This window comes from Hydrogenophaga sp. GW101-3F08 (assembly GCF_059424585.1).
On the sequence record NZ_JBWKZP010000004.1, the window covers coordinates 208,930 to 227,226 of the forward strand.

Annotated in this window: 15 protein-coding genes and 1 pseudogene; 11 read left to right on the forward strand and 5 right to left on the reverse strand. The window is 70.5% G+C overall.

What is annotated here, in order from left to right; genetic code table 11:
- Window positions 1–28 precede the first annotated feature (28 nt).
- The 6 genes from thiC to AC07YZ_RS13160 all read left to right on the forward strand — a co-directional run bounded on the left by thiC (window position 29) and on the right by AC07YZ_RS13160 (window position 7,193).
- The gene (gene thiC, locus AC07YZ_RS13135; RefSeq protein ID WP_494795060.1) at window positions 29–1,939 is read left to right on the forward strand and encodes a phosphomethylpyrimidine synthase ThiC; all 1,911 of its coding nucleotides are present in this window, start codon (window positions 29–31) and stop codon (window positions 1,937–1,939) included.
- Between the two features lie 3 nt (window positions 1,940–1,942).
- Complete coding sequence (locus AC07YZ_RS13140) at window positions 1,943–3,235, forward strand: FAD-dependent oxidoreductase (RefSeq protein WP_494795061.1); 1,293 nt, start codon at window positions 1,943–1,945, stop codon at window positions 3,233–3,235.
- A 24-nt stretch (window positions 3,236–3,259) separates the two neighbouring features.
- Complete coding sequence (gene thiS / locus AC07YZ_RS13145) at window positions 3,260–3,487, forward strand: sulfur carrier protein ThiS (RefSeq protein ID WP_226492021.1); 228 nt, start codon at window positions 3,260–3,262, stop codon at window positions 3,485–3,487.
- Window positions 3,488–3,491: 4 nt separating this feature from the next.
- Complete coding sequence (locus tag AC07YZ_RS13150) at window positions 3,492–4,295, forward strand: thiazole synthase (protein ID WP_494795062.1); 804 nt, start codon at window positions 3,492–3,494, stop codon at window positions 4,293–4,295.
- Between the two features lie 153 nt (window positions 4,296–4,448).
- The gene (gene thiD, locus AC07YZ_RS13155) at window positions 4,449–6,092 is read left to right on the forward strand and encodes a bifunctional hydroxymethylpyrimidine kinase/phosphomethylpyrimidine kinase (RefSeq protein ID WP_494795063.1); all 1,644 of its coding nucleotides are present in this window, start codon (window positions 4,449–4,451) and stop codon (window positions 6,090–6,092) included.
- A gap of 180 nt (window positions 6,093–6,272) precedes the next feature.
- Window positions 6,273–7,193, forward strand: coding sequence for a universal stress protein (locus AC07YZ_RS13160; RefSeq protein WP_494795064.1), 921 nt, complete (start codon window positions 6,273–6,275; stop codon window positions 7,191–7,193).
- Window positions 7,194–7,258: 65 nt separating this feature from the next.
- Here AC07YZ_RS13160 and AC07YZ_RS13165 read toward each other — a convergent pair whose 3' ends face one another.
- Both AC07YZ_RS13165 and AC07YZ_RS13170 read right to left on the reverse strand, forming a co-directional pair.
- Entirely contained in the window at window positions 7,259–8,605 is a 1,347-nt protein-coding gene (locus AC07YZ_RS13165; RefSeq protein ID WP_226492017.1) for a dicarboxylate/amino acid:cation symporter, read from the reverse strand.
- A gap of 164 nt (window positions 8,606–8,769) precedes the next feature.
- Entirely contained in the window at window positions 8,770–9,804 is a 1,035-nt protein-coding gene (locus AC07YZ_RS13170) for a DctP family TRAP transporter solute-binding subunit (RefSeq protein ID WP_494795065.1), read from the reverse strand.
- Between AC07YZ_RS13170 and AC07YZ_RS13175 the strand changes: the two genes are divergently transcribed.
- From AC07YZ_RS13175 to AC07YZ_RS13190, 4 genes and pseudogenes are all read left to right on the forward strand, one after another.
- Window positions 9,803–11,809, forward strand: a complete 2,007-nt coding sequence (locus AC07YZ_RS13175) for an ATP-binding protein (protein WP_494795066.1) — start codon at window positions 9,803–9,805, stop codon at window positions 11,807–11,809. The genes AC07YZ_RS13170 and AC07YZ_RS13175 overlap by 2 nt on opposite strands.
- A complete protein-coding gene (locus AC07YZ_RS13180) occupies window positions 11,806–12,432 on the forward strand; it encodes a response regulator transcription factor (protein WP_494795067.1) in 627 nt (208 codons plus the stop codon). Before AC07YZ_RS13175 ends, AC07YZ_RS13180 begins: the two co-directional genes overlap by 4 nt.
- A 52-nt stretch (window positions 12,433–12,484) precedes the next feature.
- Window positions 12,485–12,796 (forward strand): annotated as a pseudogene (locus AC07YZ_RS13185) (DUF1653 domain-containing protein); the annotation flags it as partial.
- 15 nt (window positions 12,797–12,811) lie between these two features.
- A complete protein-coding gene (locus AC07YZ_RS13190; protein WP_413465801.1) occupies window positions 12,812–13,051 on the forward strand; it encodes an oxidoreductase-like domain-containing protein in 240 nt (79 codons plus the stop codon).
- Between the two features lie 47 nt (window positions 13,052–13,098).
- Here the strand turns inward: AC07YZ_RS13190 and AC07YZ_RS13195 are convergent, their stop codons facing one another.
- The gene (locus AC07YZ_RS13195; protein WP_494795068.1) at window positions 13,099–14,193 is read right to left on the reverse strand and encodes a PA0069 family radical SAM protein; all 1,095 of its coding nucleotides are present in this window, start codon (window positions 14,191–14,193) and stop codon (window positions 13,099–13,101) included.
- 76 nt (window positions 14,194–14,269) lie between these two features.
- Entirely contained in the window at window positions 14,270–15,310 is a 1,041-nt protein-coding gene (locus tag AC07YZ_RS13200; RefSeq protein ID WP_494795069.1) for a type I asparaginase, read from the reverse strand.
- 191 nt (window positions 15,311–15,501) lie between these two features.
- On the opposite strand from AC07YZ_RS13200, the gene AC07YZ_RS13205 reads away from it, so the two are divergent.
- Window positions 15,502–16,317 carry a helix-turn-helix domain-containing protein gene (locus AC07YZ_RS13205; RefSeq protein WP_226492011.1) on the forward strand — a complete coding sequence of 272 codons (816 nt, stop codon included), beginning with the start codon at window positions 15,502–15,504 and terminating at the stop codon, window positions 16,315–16,317.
- A 135-nt stretch (window positions 16,318–16,452) separates the two neighbouring features.
- Here the strand turns inward: AC07YZ_RS13205 and AC07YZ_RS13210 are convergent, their stop codons facing one another.
- Window positions 16,453–18,246: a monovalent cation:proton antiporter-2 (CPA2) family protein gene (locus AC07YZ_RS13210; RefSeq protein ID WP_494795070.1), complete on the reverse strand. Its 1,794-nt coding sequence runs from the start codon at window positions 18,244–18,246 to the stop codon at window positions 16,453–16,455.
- Window positions 18,247–18,297: the final 51 nt, after the last annotated feature.

Below are 18,297 nucleotides of genomic sequence, written 5' to 3' on the forward strand. Positions count from 1 at the left end.
CCACAGCCCCACACAGGAGACCGCCGCCATGAACGCCCCCGACAAGATTCCCTTCGCCGACCAGTTCGCGCTCAGCCGCGAGCCTTTCCCCGCCTCGCGCAAGATCTACGTGCCCGGCTCGCAAGCCAGCATCCAGGTGCCCATGCGGGAGATCCTGCTCAGCAACGGCGAACGGATCACGGTGTACGACACCTCCGGTCCCTACAGCGACCCGAGCGCCGCCATCGACGTGCGCACCGGCCTGGCCGACGTGCGCGGCGCCTGGATCGCGGCGCGTGGTGACACCGAGACCTACACCGGCCGCCAGCGCGCCGCGCTGGACGACGGCGTGAAGAACGAAGCGCAGAACAACGGCACCACCATCGAACGCATCGAGGCCTTGCGCGCCGAGGCCGCCGGCCTGCAGCGCACGCCACGCCGCGCGAAGAGCGGCATGAACGTCTCGCAGATGCACTACGCGCGCAAAGGCATCGTCACCCCCGAGATGGAGTACGTGGCCCTGCGCGAAAACGGCAAGCGCGAGTGGATGCGCGAGTACCTGGGCGACCCGGCGCGTGAAGCGCGCCTGCGCGGCAACCCCATGGGCGCGCGCATTCCCGAGGTGTTCACACCCGAATTCGTGCGCGACGAGGTGGCGCGCGGCCGCGCCATCATCCCGGCCAACATCAACCACCCCGAGGTCGAGCCCATGGCCATCGGGCGCAACTTCGGCGTCAAGATCAACGCCAACATCGGCAACTCGGCCGTGACTTCCAGCATCGAGGAAGAAGTGGACAAGCTGGTGTGGGCGATCCGCTGGGGCGCCGACAACGTGATGGACCTGTCCACCGGCAAGAACATCCACACCACGCGCGACTGGATCGTGCGCAACAGCCCGGTGCCCATCGGCACGGTGCCGATCTACCAGGCGCTGGAAAAAGTGGGCGGCGTGGCCGAAGACCTGACCTGGGCGATCTACCGCGACACGCTGATCGAGCAGGCCGAACAGGGCGTGGACTACTTCACCATCCACGCCGGCGTGCGCCTGGCCTACATCCACCTCACGGCGCAGCGCCGCACCGGCATCGTCTCGCGGGGCGGTTCGATCCTGGCCAAGTGGTGCATCACGCACCACAAGGAAAACTTCCTCTACACGCACTTCGAAGAAATCTGCGAAATCATGAAGGCCTACGACGTGAGCTTCTCGCTCGGCGACGGCCTGCGCCCCGGCAGCGGCGCCGACGCGAACGACGAAGCCCAGTTCGCCGAACTCAAGACGCTCGGCGAGCTGACCCAGGTGGCCTGGAAGCACGATGTGCAGACCATGATCGAAGGCCCCGGCCACGTGCCCATGCACCTGATCCAAGCCAACATGGACGAGCAGTTGAAGCACTGCCACGAGGCGCCGTTCTACACCCTGGGCCCGCTGACCATCGACATCGCACCCGGCTACGACCACATCGCCTCGGCCGTGGGCGCGGCCATGATCGGCTGGATGGGCACCTCCATGCTCTGCTACGTGACGCCCAAGGAACACCTGGGCCTGCCCGACCGCGACGACGTGAAGCAGGGCATCATTGCCTACAAGATCGCGGCCCACGCGGCCGACATCGCCAAGGGCCACCCGGGCGCCCGTGCCCGCGACGACGCCATGAGCAAGGCGCGCTTCGAATTCCGCTGGCGCGACCAGTTCGCGCTCGGCCTGGACCCGCAGACCGCCGAGGACTACCACGACGAAACCCTGCCCAAGGATTCGAGCAAGGAAGCGCACTTCTGCTCCATGTGCGGGCCGAAGTTCTGCTCCATGAAGATCACGCAGGACGTGCGCGACTACGCCGCCGCCAAGGGTGTGAGCGACGAGCAGGCGCTGAGCGAGGGCATGGCGCAGAAGAGCGCGGAGTTCAAGGCCGTGGGTGGCGAGTTCTACGTCCCCGTGTCCTCGCTGACCACGAAGGGCTGAGCCATGGCGTCCATCGGGATTGCAGGGGCCGGCCTGCTGGGCCGCTTGCTGGCCTGGCGGCTGAGCGCCACACACGAGGTCACCGTGTTCGACCCGGCCAATGGGCCGCAGGCCACCAGCGACGGCCGGGGCGCCGCGGCGTTCACGGCCGCGGGCATGCTCAGCCCGCTCGCCGAGCTGGAAACCAGCGGTCCCCGTGTCGCCGAACTCGGCTGGCGTTCCATCGGGCTGTGGCGCGAGATTGCCGAGGCGCTGAGCCACGCGCCCTTGGCGGCCAGCGCCTTGCCCGAGGCCTGCGGCACCTGCACCGCCTGTGCGCCCGGCGCAGCGGCGCCGGCCGACATCCACTTCCGTGCGCTCGGCAGTCTGCTGCTGGCCCACGGCAGCGACCTGGGCGCCGCGCGCCGCGTGCTCGCGCGCCTGGAGACCGCGCCGACCCTGGCCGCCGGGCTGCCCACGCCGCAGGCCCTGGACCGCGCGGCCCTGGCCACGCTGGAACCCAGCATCGACCCGCGCCTGCACGCCTGGCTGCTGCCGGGCGAGGGGCAGATCCTGCCGCTGCAGATGCTGCCGGCGCTGTGCGCGGCATCGCCCCGCGTGCGCTGGCACTGGAACACCCGGGTGCGCGAGGTGACCCCGGGGCAGCTGCGGCTGGAAGACGGATCGTCGCCGCGCTTCGACCTGGCCATCGACGTGCGCGGCGTGGGCGCCCGGCCCGACGCGCCGGTGCGTGGCGTGCGCGGCGAGGTGGTGTGGCTGCAGGCCCCGGGCGTGACGCTGCACCGCCCGGTGCGCCTGCTGCACCCGCGCCACCGCGTCTACATCGTGCCGCGCCCCTGTGACCACATCGTCATCGGCGCCAGCGAGATCGAGAGCGAAGACCGCTCGCCGGTGAGCCTCAAAAGCGCGGTGGAGCTGATGGCCGCGGCACAGAGCGTGATCCCCGAGCTGGCCGAGGCGCGCATCGTGCACCTGGAGACCAACCTGCGCCCCGCCCTGCCCGACAACGAACCTCGTACCCACGTGGAACCCGGCCTGCTGCGCATCAATGGGCTGTTTCGGCATGGCTGGCTGTTGGCGCCGGCATTGGTGGAGGATGCGCTGACTCAGGTGGATGTCGCGTCTCGCGCACCCGAAGACCCTCACCCCAACCCTCTCCCGCAAGCGGGAGAGGGGGTTTCACGCCATCACACCACCCTCGCGACAGAAGGGCCTTCACTTCCTCGCCCCTCTGGGGAGAGGGCTGGGGTGAGGGGCACGCCTGAGCAAACGCCTGAGTCACACCAGAACCACTGACCCAGGTTCACCCAAGGAATGCCCATGCCAGACACCCTTACCCATCAAGAAGCCCAACTGCGCTTCAACGAGCACACCCTGCCCTGCCCCGAAGGCCTGACGCTGGCTGCGCTGCTGGATGCACAAGGCGTGGACGTCAACAAAGTGGCCACGGCGGTGAACGGCGAGTTCGTGCCGCGATCGCTGCGTGCTCAAACGCGTCTTTCAGCTGGCGACGCCGTGCTGACCTTTCAAGCCATCGTTGGAGGCTAGACCGATGAGCAACGCAACTCAGACCTGGGCGCCCTACGGCGTCGAACTGCAAAGCCGCTTCCTGCTCGGCACGGCGGGCTACCCCTCGCCGCAGGTGCTGGCAGAGAGCATCGCCGCCAGCGGCACGCAGTTGGTCACCGTGGGCCTCAAGCGCACGCTGGCGGCCGGGGGCGACAACGGCTTCATCGACATTATCCGCACGGCGATGCGCGAGCGCGGCGCACAACTGCTGCCCAACACCGCCGGCTGCCGCACCGCGCGCGAAGCCATCGCGCTGGCGCACATGGCGCGCGAGCTGTACGGCACGCACTGGATCAAACTCGAAGTGGTGGGCGACGAGCACACCCTGCAGCCCGACCCCTGGGGCACGGTGGAGGCGGCGGCGCAGCTGACCAAAGACGGTTTCGCGGTCTTCCCCTACTGCACCGACGACCTCGTGACCTGCCAGCGCCTGCTCGACGCGGGCTGCGAAGTGCTGATGCCCTGGGGGGCGCCCATCGGCTCGGGCCAGGGCCTCATCAACCCCTTTGCGCTGCGCACCCTGCGCGCGCGCCTGCCCGGCGTGCCGCTGGTGGTGGACGCCGGCATCGGCTCGCCCTCGCACGCGGCCGCGGCGATGGAGCTGGGCTTCGACGCCGTGCTGCTGAACTCCGCCGTGAGCCAGGCGGTGGACCCGGTGCGCATGGCGCGCGCCTTCGGCCAGGCGATCGAAGCCGGACGCGGCGCGTTCGAGGCCGGCGTGATGGCGCCGCAGGACATGGCGGTGGCGAGCACGCCCGTCAGCGGACACCCCTTCCTGATTCAGTGAATCACCCCCCGCGCCGCTTCGCGTCACCCCCTCGCTCGCCTGTGGCGGGAGGGGGGCGGCACCTGAGGCCCGGCAAAGCCGGTTCCTCGGTGCCTCTGGGCTGCGTTGTGGCATGCGCAACAGGTCGCGCTCCGGCGCCCTAGGACAACCCACATGACACCTGTGATCTGGAGCATCGCCGGCACCGACAGCGGCGGTGGCGCCGGCCTCTCGGCCGACCAGCGCGCGGCCGACGCCTTTGGCGTGCACCTGTGCCCCGTCGTCGCGGCCGTCACGGCGCAGAGCACGACCGCGGTGACACACATCGAGGCCGTGTCGCCCGCGCTGCTGCAAGCCCAGCTGGACGCGCTGGCCGACGACATGCCACCGCGCGTGATCAAGACCGGCCTGCTGGGCAGTGCGGCGAACGCGCGCGTGGTGGCGCAGATGGTGGACCGGCTGCGCGAGCGCGGCCCGGTGGCCCTGGTGGTGGACCCGGTGCTGCGCGCCAGCACCGGCGCGGTGTTCGCGAGCGAGGAACTGCTGGCCGCCTACCGCAGCGAGCTGCTGCCACGCGCCACGGTGATCACACCCAACCGCCGCGAGGCCGCGGCCCTGCTCGGCCTGGGCGGAGCCAACACCGAGCCGACCCCGAGCGACAGCCGCGCCGCCGACACGCCCGCGCTCGCCGCGCGTCTGCAGGCACTGGGCGCGGGCACCGTCTGCATCACCGGGGGCGACGCCAGCGACACCCTGGCCAACGACTGGCTGCAATCGCCCCACGCGCATGGCTGGCTGAGCCTGCCGCGCGTAGACACCCCGAACCACCACGGCACCGGCTGCACCTTCGCCTCGTCGCTGGCGGCAGCGCTCGCACTGGGCTGGGTGACGGCGGACGCCGCTGTGCTCGCCAAGATGGCGACCACCCACGCGATGCGCCACGCACGCGCCGTGGGCGCGGGTGCCGGGCCTGTGATCGCGCAGCCGGGTTTCGGCAACGACCCGACGCTGCTGCCACGCCTATCGCTCGACACGCTGGCGCCCGCCACCTGGCGCCAGCGCGAGCGCGCAAGGGACCCGGGCGTCTACGCCATCGTGGACAGCGCCGAGCGCGTGCAGGCCGTGCTGCGCGCGCGCCCCACCGTGCCCACCATCCAGCTGCGCATGAAGCGCCCGACCGGCTTGGACGACACCATGTGGTCGCGGCAGTTGCACGACGCCATCGCCCGCAGCCGCCACGCCGCCGAAGCGGCTGGCGCCACGCTGGTGATCAACGACCACTGGCAGCTCGCGCTGCGGGCCGGCGCGCGCGCGCTGCACCTGGGGCAGGAAGATCTGCTGGCGCTCACGCCCGCCGATCACGCACAGCTGCGGGCCGCGCGCGAGCAGGGCGTGATGCTCGGCCTGAGCTCGCACAGCCTGTGGGAGCTGTGCCGTGCTGCGGCGCTGCTGCCCGACCTGATCGCCTGCGGTCCGGTCTGGCCCACCACCACCAAGGACATGCCCTGGCTTCCCCAAGGCCTGGACAACCTGGCCTGGTGGGCCCACATGGCCCCCGCGCCCGTGGTGGGCATTGGCGGCGTGCTGGCGCCCGAGCAACTGCGGGCGGTGGCCGAAGCGGGCGCGGCCGGGGGTTGCGTGGTGCGCGGGTTGGGCGACGACCCGTCGAAGACGCTGCCGGCCTGGCTGAACGCCTGGCAGGCGGGCCAGGCTGGCCGGTCCCCGGTGCCGGCCCTGCCCCACGCCACACTGCCGGTGGCGGGCCTTGCCTCGCCGCTCCGCACAGAGCACCGAGCACCGCACCCCCCCTCGGCCTGACCGCCCGCCGCACGCACGCCTGGATGGGGCACGGCAGCGGCCGCACGCTCATGGGGCGGCCGCCGTGGCGCAACGCCAGCGCGCGCAACCGTGCGTCGATCCCATGCCCACGCGGCGCGGCTTGCGCCGACAATGCGGCCACGGTCCGCCCCTCTATGCCAGCGCCGAGGAAGCCCCACCATGAACGCCCGACACCAGCTCCCGCTTGAGTCCGTCCTTGCCGCCACCGATTTTTCAGCGGCCTCGGCGCGCGCCACCCTGCGCGCGGCGCTCATCGCCCGCGAGTGTGGCGCGGGCCTGCACCTGCTGCACGTCATCAACAACAGCCTGTTCGACGGCATGCACGCCTGGCTGGACAACAGCGGACAGTGGCAGGAGCGCATGACCGAACAGACGCGCCAGAGCCTGCTCGACGAGGTGCAGCGCCTGGAAGCCCAGGGCCACGCGCCCGCGCAGCCGCATCTGGCCACCGGCCAGCCGGTGCGCACGATCTGCGCGCAGGCCGGCTCCCTGGGCGCGGGGCTGGTGGTGGTGGGCGCGCGCGGTGCCAACCCGCTGCACCACCTGTTGATCGGCACCACCGCCGAACGCCTGCTGCACCAGACGGAGAGGCCCCTGCTGGTGGTGCGCACCGAAGCCGAAGCGCCGTACCAGCGCGTGCTGGTGCCGCTGGATTTTTCACCGTGGTCGGAGCAGGCCATCGTCGTGGCGGGCGCGGTGGCGCCAGGCGCCCACCTGATCCTGATGCACAGCTTTTCCATTCCGTTCGAGGAAAAACTGCGCTTCGCCGGCGTGGACGACGCCACGCTGGAGCACTACCGCGAACGCGCGCGCATCGACGCGAGCGACCACCTGCAGGCGCTGGTGGACCGCAGCGGCCTGCTGCCCGATCGGTTCACGCTGAGCCTGACCGAAGGCGACGCGCCCCTGCACATCCTGCAGCAGGCGAACGAACGCGGCTGCGACCTGATCGCGATCGGCAAACACGGCCGCCAGGCCGCCGAAGAGCTGCTGCTGGGCAGCGTGACCCAACACGTGCTGACCGAGGCGGTGTGCGACGTGCTGGTCTCCACCCCGCACGACAACAACGGCAAGGCTTGACGCCAACGGTGACAAAAGAAAAAACGGCCCCGGACAAGGGGGCCGTTTTCATGGGCAGGGTGCGCTCAGTTTGTGGCCTTGGAAACGGCCATGTGAACCACTTGCCGGTCCAGGATTTCTTCGGGTTCCTGCGCCTCCTGCACCGTGGGCTGGTCCAGCCCTTGTTGCAAACGCTGCATGTCCAGGTCGCCGGTCCACTTGGCCACCACCAGCGTGGCCACGCCGTTGCCCACCAGGTTGGTCAGGGCGCGGGCCTCGCTCATGAAGCGGTCGATGCCCAGGATCAGCGCCAGGCCGGCCACCGGCACACCACCCACGGCCGAGAGCGTGGCGGCCAGCACGATGAAACCGCTGCCGGTGATGCCGGCCGCGCCCTTGGAGGTGAGCAGCAGCACGGCCAGCAGGGTCAGCTGCTGCACCAGCGTCATGGGCGTGTCGGTCGCCTGGGCGATGAACACCGCGGCCATGGTCAGGTAGATCGAGGTGCCGTCCAGGTTGAACGAATAGCCGGTGGGGATCACCAGGCCGACCACCGATTTCTTGGCGCCCAGGTTTTCCATCTTCTCCATCATGCGCGGCAGCACCGATTCGCTGGACGAGGTGCCCAGCACGATCAGCAGCTCTTCCTTGATGTAGCGGATGAACTTGACGATGCTGAACCCGTGCAGGCGGCTGATGATGCCCAGCACCACGAACACGAACAGCAGGCAGGTCAGGTAGAAGGTGCCCATGAGCTTGCCCAGCGAGAACAGCGAGTCGATGCCGTACTTGCCGATGGTGAAGGCCATGGCGCCGAACGCGCCGATGGGGGCCACCTTCATGATGATGCCGACGATGTCGAACAGCACGTGCGAGCTCTTCTCGATGAAGTCGAACACCATGGTGCCGCGGCCGCCGAACTTGTGCAGCGCGAAGCCGAACAGCACCGAGAACAGCAGCACCTGCAGGATGTCGCCCTTGGCGAAGGCGTCCACCACCGAACTCGGGATCACGCCCATCAGGAAATCGACCGTGCCCTTCATCTTGCCGGGCTCGGTGTAGGCCGCGATGGCCTTGGTGTCGAGCGAGGCGGCGTCCACGTGCATGCCCGAGCCGGGCTGGATCAGGTTCACCACCAGCAGGCCGATGAGCAGCGCCACCGTGGACACGACCTCGAAGTACAGCAGCGCCAGGCCGCCGGTCTTGCCGACCTTCTTCATGTCTTCCATGCCGGCGATGCCCACCACCACGGTGCAGAAGATGATGGGGGCGATGATCATCTTGATGAGCTTGATGAAGGCGTCGCCCAGCGGCTTCATCTGCTCCCCGAGTTCGGGGTGGAAGTGGCCCAGCAGCACGCCGACGGTGACGGCGAACAGGACCTGGACGTAGAGGGATCTGTAAAACGGCTTGCGCGCGGTGCTCGGTGTCATGGGTTTGTCTCCAGGAGAGGCTTGTCGTGGTGGAGGCACCGTGTGGCGGCGCCGGCCGGCATCCCGTGTTCGGGACAGGCGGGACGATACGCACCACGGCGGGGCACGCCAACTGTGGCGTTCAACAGTCGTAGTACTACGTACGCCGAGGTCCCGGCCAGCGGTCAGCCGGTGATCAGCGCGTTCCGCACGTCGTTCAGCAGCCCTGGACCCAGGCTGCGCCGCAGGCCATCCCAGGCCGGTTGCACCGCCTGGCGCAGCGCCGCTCGTTCGGCGGCGCTGGGTTCGTGCAGCTGCACGCCGGGCGTGCGCCGCAGCATGGCCAGGGCCTGCCGATCCAGATCGGCCGAGAGCCGGTTGCCGTGTGCCAGCGCGTCTTCCAGCGCGCTGGCGAGCAGCCTGTGGTCGGCCTGCGAGAGGCTGGCCCAGAAACGCGGGTTGCTCACCACCGCGTAGCCCAGGTAGCCATGCTGCGTCAGCGTCACGTGCGGCTGCCAGGGCGCCAGGCCCTGGGTGAGGAAGTTGGAGAGCGGGTTTTCCGCGGCATCGACCACGCCGCTGGCCAGCGCGCGCTGCGTCTCGCCAAACGGCAGCACCACCGGTCGCGCACCCAGTGCCCGCATCTGCGCGGCCAGCACGCGCGAGGCCTGCACCCGCACCCGCAGACCGCGGAAATCGGCCGGCGTGCGCAGCGGCCGGGTGGCACTCATCTGCTTGAAACCGTTGTCCAGAAAACCCAGGCCCAGCATCTGTTGGCGGCCCAGGCGTTGCAGCAACCCGCGCCCCACGGCGCCCTGCGTCACGCGCCGCACCTGCGCCAGATCGGCAAACAGGTAGGGCAGATCGAACACCTCGAACTCGGGCACGCCCGCGTTGCCGAACTTGGAGAGCGAAGGCGCCAGCATCTCGACCGCACCCAGGCGCAGCGCCTCCATCTCGTCGTCATCGCCCCAGAGCTGCGAGTCGGGGAACACCTCCACGCGGATGCGGCCGCCGCTGCGTTCGTGCACCAGCGTCTGGAAACGCAGCGCCATCTGGCCCTTGGGCGTGTCCGGCGCCACCACGTGCGAGAAGCGCAGCAGCACCGCCGGCTTGGCCGCCAAGCTCACGCCACCGGCCACCGCGCACGCAGCGCCCAGCAGCGTACGGCGCAGCCAGCGCGGCGAACGGGCCGGGGCATTGTTCCTGGGGGCGACCATGCTCGCTATGCTAGCGGGCAAGCCCACCACCATGGTCACCGAACCGACGCTCGACTTCCAAACGCTGGACCTGGACACGCGCCAGGCCTCGGCGCTCACGCGCCGCGCCGTCGCCTGGCTGGGCGCACTGCTGCTGCTGGTGGCCGCGTCGGCGGTGGCGATGGTGCTGTTCCTGCGCAGCGAGGAAGCGCGTGAAGCAGACCGCCGCCACACGGCCGATGCCGAGTGGCTCGACCAGACCCTGCAGTTCCACTTCCGTCGGCTGGAAGGCGATCTGGGTGTGATGGCGCTGCAGGCCCGGCAGGCGATGAGCGCCACCAGTGCGGCCCCGCTCACCGGCCCATGGTGGCGCGAGGCGGGCCTGGTGGAGGCCCATGGCTGGTTGCCCGCCGATCAGGCCGAGGCCAGCGACCAATGGCCCGGCTTTCTGAAGGAGGCCGCGCGCCAGCCCCACAACGCCGCCGCCCTGGCCACCATGCTCGACACCACGCGCGGCCTGCAGCGCCCGGCCTACGCCGGGCCGCTGGCACGCGCCGACGGCGGCCCGGGCCGCCAGCTCTGGCTGGCCGTGCCACTGTTCGAGCAGGGCCGCTTCGTGGGCGCCGCCGTGGCGATGGTGCCGGTCGACGCCGTGTTGACGGCGTTCATCCCGGCCTGGTTCCTGCAAGACCACCGCCTGGTGCTGGACGACGAAACCACACCGCTGGCACCGGCGGGGAACGGGGCGCGCTTTCTCGCGCCCATCAATCTGCCCGGTGCGCAGCTGGGGCTGTGGGTGGAGTCGCAGGGCAGCCAGGCGCCGCTGGCGCCGCGCGCCTTTTTCGCGGTGGCGCTGGTCTGCCTGGCCGGCATGCTGCTGACGCTGGTGGCGCTGTGGCGCGACATCCAGCGCCGCCAGCGCGCCGAGGCGCGGCTGCAGACCCAGCTGGCGCTGCGCACCGCCATGGAGCGCTCGGTCGCGCTGGGCCTGCGCGCCTGGGACCGGGCCGGCCACCTGCGCTACGCCAACCCCGCCTTCGGCCGCCTGGTGGGCTGGACACCCCAGGAGCTGACCGCACAGGCCGGCACACCACCGTACTGGCCGAGCGAGCAAGGGGATGAATTCGAACAGATGCGCCGACACGCGGACGACGCCGCGGCACAGGCCGGCACCGAGCTGCAGCTGCAGCACCACGACGGCCACCGGCTCGACGTGCTGGTGCACAGCGCCCCGCTGGCGCTGGCCAGCGGCGAGGTGGTGGGCTGGGTGGGGTCGGTGCTGGACATCACCGAGCGCCGGCGGATCGAGCGCCTGGCCGCGCGCCAGCAGGAATTGCTCGAAGCCTCGGGCCGGCTGGTGGCCATGGGCGAAGTGGCGTCCACCCTGGCACACGAGCTCAACCAGCCGCTGGGCGCGCTCAGCAGCTTTGCCAACGGTCTGCTCAACCGCATGCGCGAGCAGCGCATCGCGTTCGACGACATCGTGCCGGTGGTCGAGCGCATGGAACGCATGGCCGAAAAGGCCGGCCGCGTGATCCAGCGCGTCAACGCGTTCGCGCGCCGCCAGGACATGACCCGCCAGCCCCTGGCACTGCGGCCCTTCGTGGCGCGGGTGGCCGCGGGTGCGCCGTTGCCCGAGGGCGTGGCGCTCGATCTGCAGCTGCCGCCGGGCGACGGCCCCACCGTGCCGGCCGATGCGCTGCTGCTCGAAAACGCGCTGCACAACCTGGTGCTCAACGCTGGCGAGTGGGCGCCGCGCAGCGGGCGCACGCCAGCGCGCGTGCGGGTGGATCTGGTGAGCGGCGACGGCATGGTGGGCGTGCGCGTGGCCGACAGCGGCCCGGGCGTGCCCCCGGAGCAGCTGGGCACGATCTTCGATGCCTTCGCCAGCCACAAACCCGGCGGCATGGGCATGGGCCTGGCGATCTGCCGCTCCATCGTCGAGGCGCACCACGGACGCGTCGAAGTGGAGCGCAGCGCCGCGCTGGACGGCGCAGAATTCACCCTGTGGCTACCCTTGCAATGAACCCCACTGTCCACCTCATCGACGACGACACGGACTTCCGCGAAGGCCTGGCCTGGCTGCTCGATTCGCGCGGCCTGCCCACGCGCAGCTGGACCGGGGGCGACGCCTTCCTGCAGGCCCTGCGCAGCGGCGAAGTGCCCAACGCCTGCTGCGTGGTGCTGCTCGACATCCGCATGGAACCGCTCTCGGGCCTGGCCACCTTCGAACAGCTCAAGGCCCTGCCCTGGCCCTGGCCGGTGCTGTTCCTCACCGGCCACGGCGACGTCAGCATGGCCGTGGCCGCGGTGAAGAACGGTGCCTGGGACTTCCTGGAAAAGCCGTTCCAGAACAACCTGCTGGTGGACAAGGTGGAGGCCGCGCGCAAGGCCGCCGTGACGCTGCACACCGAATCGCAGGACCGGTTGCGGTTCCAGCAGGCGCTGGCGGCGCTGAGCGCGCGCGAGCGCGAGGTGCTGACCGAGCTGCTGGCGGGCCACTACAACAAGAACATCGCCGACCACCTGGGCATCACCCAGCGCACGGTGGAATTCCACCGCGCCAACATCTTCGAAAAGCTGCAGGTGCAGTCGGCCGTGGAGCTGGCGCACCGCATGGGCCGCCTGGGCAGTGGCAGCGGCGGCTGAGCCCCGCCCGGGTTTGGCACACTCGGGGCCCCGCCCCGTTCCCCCCGCGCCCATGACCGCCCCCACCGACCAGGACCTGCCCCCGCTGACCCCCACGCCACCCGGCCTGTACCGCCATTACAAGGGCGGCTGGTACGAGGTGATTGCACCCCCAGCCCTGGCTTGGCCAGGCCCCCCGAGGTGGTGCGATCGTTCTTGGGGCGGCCCGACGAACGATCCCGACACCGTGCGCTGCAGCGAGACGCTGCAAGGCATGACGCTGTACCGCGCGCTCTACGGCGGCTTCGGTCTGTGGGTGCGGCCGGCGGCGATGTTCAACGCCTCGGGTCTGTTCGACGGCAAAGAGCAGCCCCGCTTCGCGCGCCACGACCCCGCCGCCGTGCCGCTGGGCGAGCTGCCCACGGCGCACGCGCTGATCGCCCACCTGCGCGGTCTGGCGCAGCGCCAGCGCGGCATCGACCTGGACACCGCCCTGCGCCCACCGCCGCCCGAACCCAGCACCTGCTGCGGGCGCGGCTGCAACGGCTGTGTGTGGGAAGGTTTCTACGAAGCACTGCACCACTGGCGGGTGGACGCGCTGGCGATGATCGGCCCGGCGCTGGCGCCTCCTGCCCGCTGACCGGCCCGCGCGGTTTTCAAGGCTTCAACGCAACCGCGCCTCTGCGCTCAAAACAGATCGCCCTGCCCGCGCAGCGCCGCCGGCCGGAACTGGCCCGTGTCCAGCGCCTCGCGCTCGCGGTTGAAGCCGAGCCGGTCGCAGGCCTTCACGAAGCGCTGGCGCAGCAGGTCGGCCCAGATGCCCTGGCCCTTCATGCGGGTGGCGTAGTCGGCGTCGTAGTCCTTGCCGCCGCGCATGTCCTGCACGCGCGCCATCACGCGCGCGGCGCGGTCCGGGTAGTGCAGCTCCAGCCACTGGCGGAACATGTCGCTCAGCTCCCAGGGCAGGCGCAGCACCTGGTAGAAGGCGCGGCGCGCGCCCGCTTCAAAAGCGGCTTCGAGCACCTGCTCCATGTCGTCGTTGATGAAGGGAATCTGGGGCGACACGCTCACGCCCACCGGCACGCCCGCCTCGGCCAGCGTGCGGATGGTGCGCAGGCGCCGGTGCGGCGCGGCCGCGCGCGGCTCCAGAATGCGGGCGAGCTTCGAGTCCAGCGTGGTGATGGTCACGTACACCGCCGCCAGCCCTTGCGCGCCCATGGGCGCGAGCAGGTCCAGGTCGCGCTCGACGCCGCTGCCCTTGGTCACCAGGGCCAGCGGGTGGCGCGCGGTGCGCAGCACCTCGAGCACGGCGCGCGTGAGGCGCAGATCGCGCTCGATGGGCTGGTAGGCGTCGGTCACGGTGCCGATGACCAGCAGCTCGGGCACGTAGGCCGGTCGCAGCAGCTCGCCGCGCAACACCTCGGCGATGTTGCGCTTGGCGACCAGCCGGGTCTCGAAGTCGAGCCCGGGCGAGAGGTTCAGGTAGCTGTGGGTGGGCCGGGCGTAGCAGTAGATGCAGCCGTGCTCGCAGCCCCGGTAGGGGTTGAGGCCCTGGTTGAAGCCGATGTCGGGCGAGTCGTTGCGGGTGATGGCGCTTTTCGCGGTTTCCCAGCTCACCTGGGTGGCCGGCGCAGCGGCTTCCTCACCCCGGGCGAGGGCCTCGTCCAGCGTGCCCCAGCCATCGTCGAACGCGGCGCGCGCGTCGCGCTCGAAGCGGTGCGGCTGGCGGTGGGCCACGCCGCGCCCTTTGAGGGCGTGCAGGGGGATGAGGATGTCGGGCATGGGCGGCAGAAGTGGAAATGAGTACTGTACAAAATAACAGTCATTCCGCCTAGCCCAGGCCTTCACCGTCTGTCGTTCAGGCGGGTGTCGTCAGTTCCCCACACAGCGGCTGGACCAGGCGCTCGCGCACCCGGTCGGGGTCGGTCTCGGTGCCCAGCAACACGTGCAGCTTGGCGAAGGCGGCCTCCAGCGTCATGTCGGCGCCGGGCACCACGCCCGCCTGCGTGAGCGCCGAGCCCGTGGCGTAGGCGCCCTGCACCACCGGGCCGGTGGCGCACAGTGTGGTGTTGAGCAGCACCACGCCGCGCTGGCTGGCGCGCTCCAGCGCCTGCATGAAGGAGCGGTCGGCCTCGGGGGCGTTGCCCACGCCATAGCTGCGCAGCACCAGGCCGCGCACGTGGGCACAGCCCAGCAGCGCGTCCACCACATGGCCGCTGATGCCGGGGTAAAGGTTGAGCACCGCCACGGCCTGGGGGTCGAACGCGGGCACGATGAAGCGCTGCTGCGCCGGGGCGCGCAGCAGGCGCTCGGTGTGCACCTGCAGCTCGATGGCCAGATCGGCCAGCGGTGGGTAGTTGGGCGAACCGAACGCGTCCAGCGCCTGGCTGGCGATCTTGCTGCTGCGGTTGCCGCGCCAGAGGTGGCGGCCAAAACACAGCCCCACCTCGGGCACCCGGTGGTGCGCGGCCAGCTGCAGCGCGGCCTGCAGGTGCGCGGGCGCGTCGCTGCGTGGCTGCAGCAGCGGAATCTGCGAGCCGGTGAAGATGACCGGCTTGTCCGTGCCCTGCAGGATGAAGGACAGGGCCGACGCGCTCCAGGCCATGGTGTCGGTGCCGTGCAGCAGCACGAAGCCGGTGTACGCGTCCCAGTTCGCCAGCAGCGGCTCGGCCATGCGCTGCCAGTGCAGCGGGCTGAGGTTGGCGCTGTCGATGGGGCGCTCCAGCGCCACCACGTCCAGCTCGGGCAGTTCGTCGCCGGCGCTGCGCTGCAGCGTCTCGCGCAGGCGCCCGGCGAAGTCGGGCATGGGCCGGTAGCCCTCGGGCGAGGGCTCCATGCCCACCGTGCCGCCGGTGTAGAGCACGAGGACGCGTTGATTCGGACGGGCATCCGCGGTCATGAAGGGACTCCGTTCAGGGTTCGGCCTGTTCGGACCGCCGTGGCGGCCTCGAACAGTGTGTTTGTGTGGTGGGGTTCCCGACTGTGGGCGAACGCACCGCCGGTGGGGATTCGCGGCAATGCCGCAGTCTGGCGCTCAATGGAGCAAAATGTGCGCCAGAGTGCGCCAACCCGATCTTTCACCGGCAACCCATGAACGAAGACTTCGCCCGCAACCTGCGGCTGCTGTGCGGCTACTACCCCTCGATCGCCGACGTGTGTCGGCGCCTGGAGATCAACCGCCCCCAGTTCAACCGCTACCTCAGCGGACGCTTCCGCCCCGGTGGCCACACCCTGCGCCGCCTGTGCGAATTCTTCGGCGTGGAAGCGCACGAGATCCTGCTGCCCAGCGCGCAGTTCGAGCGCCTGGTGCAGGTGCGGCCGCGCCGCCCGGCCAGCGAGGCCAGCACCACGCCCGAGGCCCCGCACCTGGCGCACCTCAAGGCCATCGGCTCCGCCGGGCTCGACCGCTTCCTGGGCTATTACTTCGAGACCTACCTCTCCATGGCCTACCCCGGCCAGGTGCTGCGCACGCTGGTGGCGTTCGAGCGGCACGAGGACCGCGTGGTCTACCAGCGCACCGAGCGCCTGGCCGAAGACCCGCACGACAAGGCCTACCATGGCCTGTACCTGGGCCTGGTGCACCTGCTGACCGACCGCATCTTCCTGTGCGACTACGAAACGCTGACCGGCCTGGAGATGACGCAGACCATCCTGTTCCCCTCGTACAAGAACCGCGTCACGCGCCTGACCGGCCTGCGCCTGGGCGTGTCGGGCAGCGGCGAGCGCATGCCCTGCTGCGCGCGCGTGGTCTACGAGTACCTGGGCCGCCGCATCGACGTGCGCCAGGCGCTGCGCCTGTGCGGCCTGTACGCGCTGGACGACCCCGGCATCGACGACGCCACGCGGCGCGCCATCGCCAACGACATCGCGCCCGGCGAGTGGCACTTGCGTGCGCGGTTTGCTTGAAAGCCCCCCCGCGCCGCTTCGCGTCACCCCCCAGGGGGCAACGCGAGTGGCCCGGCGGAGCCGGTTCCACCGCGTTCTGGGCTTGGGCACTGCGCTCCGGAGAACGCTCATGCGACCTTCCTGAGTTGAACCGTTTCATGATGGGCCGGCGGCGGCCTGTTCTTCCTCGTGCCGGGCGTTGCGTTTCGCCACGTTACCCAGGACCAGCGCTCGGCCGGCGAACAGGCCGCCGGCCACTTCCAGATCGAAGCGTTCGGCGTCGCGGCGGCGCACGCGCTCCATGACCTCGTCGGCCTCGTCCTCGCTCGCGCCGGTGGCCAGCACGGCCTCGCGGCCCAGCACCATGGACGACTCGAAGGTCTCGCGCACGAAGACGTCGGCCCCGGCCTTGGCCAGTTCCACCGCGTGCTCGCGGTCGAAGGCGCGCACGAGCACGCGCGCCTGCGGGCAGGCCAGCTTGGCGATCTCGGCGATGCGCGTCGCGGCGGCCTTGTCGTCGATGCAGACCACGATGGCGCAGGCATCCTGCGCGCCGGCCGCGCGCAACACCTCCGCGCGGCTGCCGTCGCCGTAGTAGACCTTGAAACCGTAGGCCTCGACGTCGCGGATCGTCTGCGTGTCGTTGTCGATGATGGTGAGCGTGGCGCCCCGCGCCAGCACGCCCTGGCTGGCGATCTGGCCCACGCGGCCAAAGCCGATGATCAACACATTGGCGCTGCGCTCGCGCACCGCTTCCACACCCTCCATCGACACCTCGGCGCGCGACGCGAAACGCTTGTGCAGCAGCACGCTCAGCGGCGTCAGCGCCATCGACAGCACGACGATGGCCGTCATGTTGGCGTTCACCACCGGGTCGATCACGCCCGCGGCCAGTGCCGCCGCGAACAGCACGAAGGCGAACTCGCCACCCTGGGCCATCAGCACCGCGCGGTCCAGCGCGTCGACGTGCGAGCTCTTCGCCAGCCGCGCCACGCCGTAGATGCACAAGGCCTTGACGGCCATCAGCGAGAGCACGCCGGCCACGATCAAGCCCCCGTTGCGCGCCACCACCGCCAGGTCCAGCGACATGCCCACCCCGAGAAAGAACAGGCCAAGCAACAGCCCCCGAAACGGCTCGACGTCGGCCTCCAGCTGGTGGCGGAAGGTGGACTCCGACAGCAGCACGCCCGCCAGAAACGCGCCCATGGCCATGGACAGGCCGCCGAGCTGCATCAACAGCGCCGCGCCCAGCACCACCAGCAGGGCGGCCGCGGTCATCACCTCGCGCGCCCTGGCGTTGGCCAGCACGCGAAACAGCGGGTTGAGCAGCCACAGCCCCGCCGCCACCAGCACCCCCACCGCGCCCGCGGCCAGGCCCACCGTGGCCCAGCGCGAGCCGACCGGCGCGGCCTCGCCCGCGGCGTGGGGCGCCAGAAAGGCCACCAGCGCCAGCAGCGGCACGATCAACAGGTCTTCGAACAGCAGCACGGCCACGATCTTCTGCCCGCGCGGTGCGGCCACATCGCCGCGCTCGCCGAGCAGTTGCATCACGATGGCGGTGGAGGTGAGCACGAAGCCCATGGCGCTGACGAAGGACACCGTCCATGAGAAACCGAAAGCAATGCCCACCAGCGTCAGCAGCGCGCCGCAGACCACCACCTGCAGGCTGCCCAGGCCGAAGATCGCGCGCCGCAAACTCCACAGGTGCGAAGGCCGCATCTCCAGGCCGATGATGAAGAGGAACATCACCACGCCGAGCTCGGCGGTGTGCAGGATGGTCTGCGGGTTGCTGAACCAGCCCAGGCCGAACGGCCCGATGGCCAGGCCTGCGGCCAGATAGCCCAGCACCGAGCCCAGCCCCAGCCGCTTGAACAGGGGAACGGCCACCACGGCCGCCCCCAGCAACATCACCACCGGCAACAGATCGCCGCCCCCGCCTTCCACCACCATACAGCGTCTCCTCGTGTGTCGTTTGTCCGGGCCGGGCCTGTCCGCGCCAGC

Excerpts from the sequence above, each read along its gene's own strand:
- AC07YZ_RS13210 (WP_494795070.1), bottom strand. The coding sequence starts at position 18,246 with ATGGTGGTGGAAGGCGGGGGCGGCGATCTGTTGCCGGTGGTGATGTTG.
- AC07YZ_RS13175 (WP_494795066.1), top strand. The coding sequence starts at position 9,803 with ATGCTCGCTATGCTAGCGGGCAAGCCCACCACCATGGTCACCGAACCG.
- thiC (WP_494795060.1), top strand. The coding sequence starts at position 29 with ATGAACGCCCCCGACAAGATTCCCTTCGCCGACCAGTTCGCGCTCAGC.
- AC07YZ_RS13150 (WP_494795062.1), top strand. The coding sequence starts at position 3,492 with ATGAGCAACGCAACTCAGACCTGGGCGCCCTACGGCGTCGAACTGCAA.
- AC07YZ_RS13165 (WP_226492017.1), bottom strand. The coding sequence starts at position 8,605 with ATGACACCGAGCACCGCGCGCAAGCCGTTTTACAGATCCCTCTACGTC.
- AC07YZ_RS13170 (WP_494795065.1), bottom strand. The coding sequence starts at position 9,804 with ATGGTCGCCCCCAGGAACAATGCCCCGGCCCGTTCGCCGCGCTGGCTG.
- AC07YZ_RS13205 (WP_226492011.1), top strand. The coding sequence starts at position 15,502 with ATGAACGAAGACTTCGCCCGCAACCTGCGGCTGCTGTGCGGCTACTAC.
- AC07YZ_RS13180 (WP_494795067.1), top strand. The coding sequence starts at position 11,806 with ATGAACCCCACTGTCCACCTCATCGACGACGACACGGACTTCCGCGAA.
- AC07YZ_RS13200 (WP_494795069.1), bottom strand. The coding sequence starts at position 15,310 with ATGACCGCGGATGCCCGTCCGAATCAACGCGTCCTCGTGCTCTACACC.
- AC07YZ_RS13140 (WP_494795061.1), top strand. The coding sequence starts at position 1,943 with ATGGCGTCCATCGGGATTGCAGGGGCCGGCCTGCTGGGCCGCTTGCTG.
- AC07YZ_RS13160 (WP_494795064.1), top strand. The coding sequence starts at position 6,273 with ATGAACGCCCGACACCAGCTCCCGCTTGAGTCCGTCCTTGCCGCCACC.
- thiD (WP_494795063.1), top strand. The coding sequence starts at position 4,449 with ATGACACCTGTGATCTGGAGCATCGCCGGCACCGACAGCGGCGGTGGC.
- AC07YZ_RS13195 (WP_494795068.1), bottom strand. The coding sequence starts at position 14,193 with ATGCCCGACATCCTCATCCCCCTGCACGCCCTCAAAGGGCGCGGCGTG.
- thiS (WP_226492021.1), top strand. The coding sequence starts at position 3,260 with ATGCCAGACACCCTTACCCATCAAGAAGCCCAACTGCGCTTCAACGAG.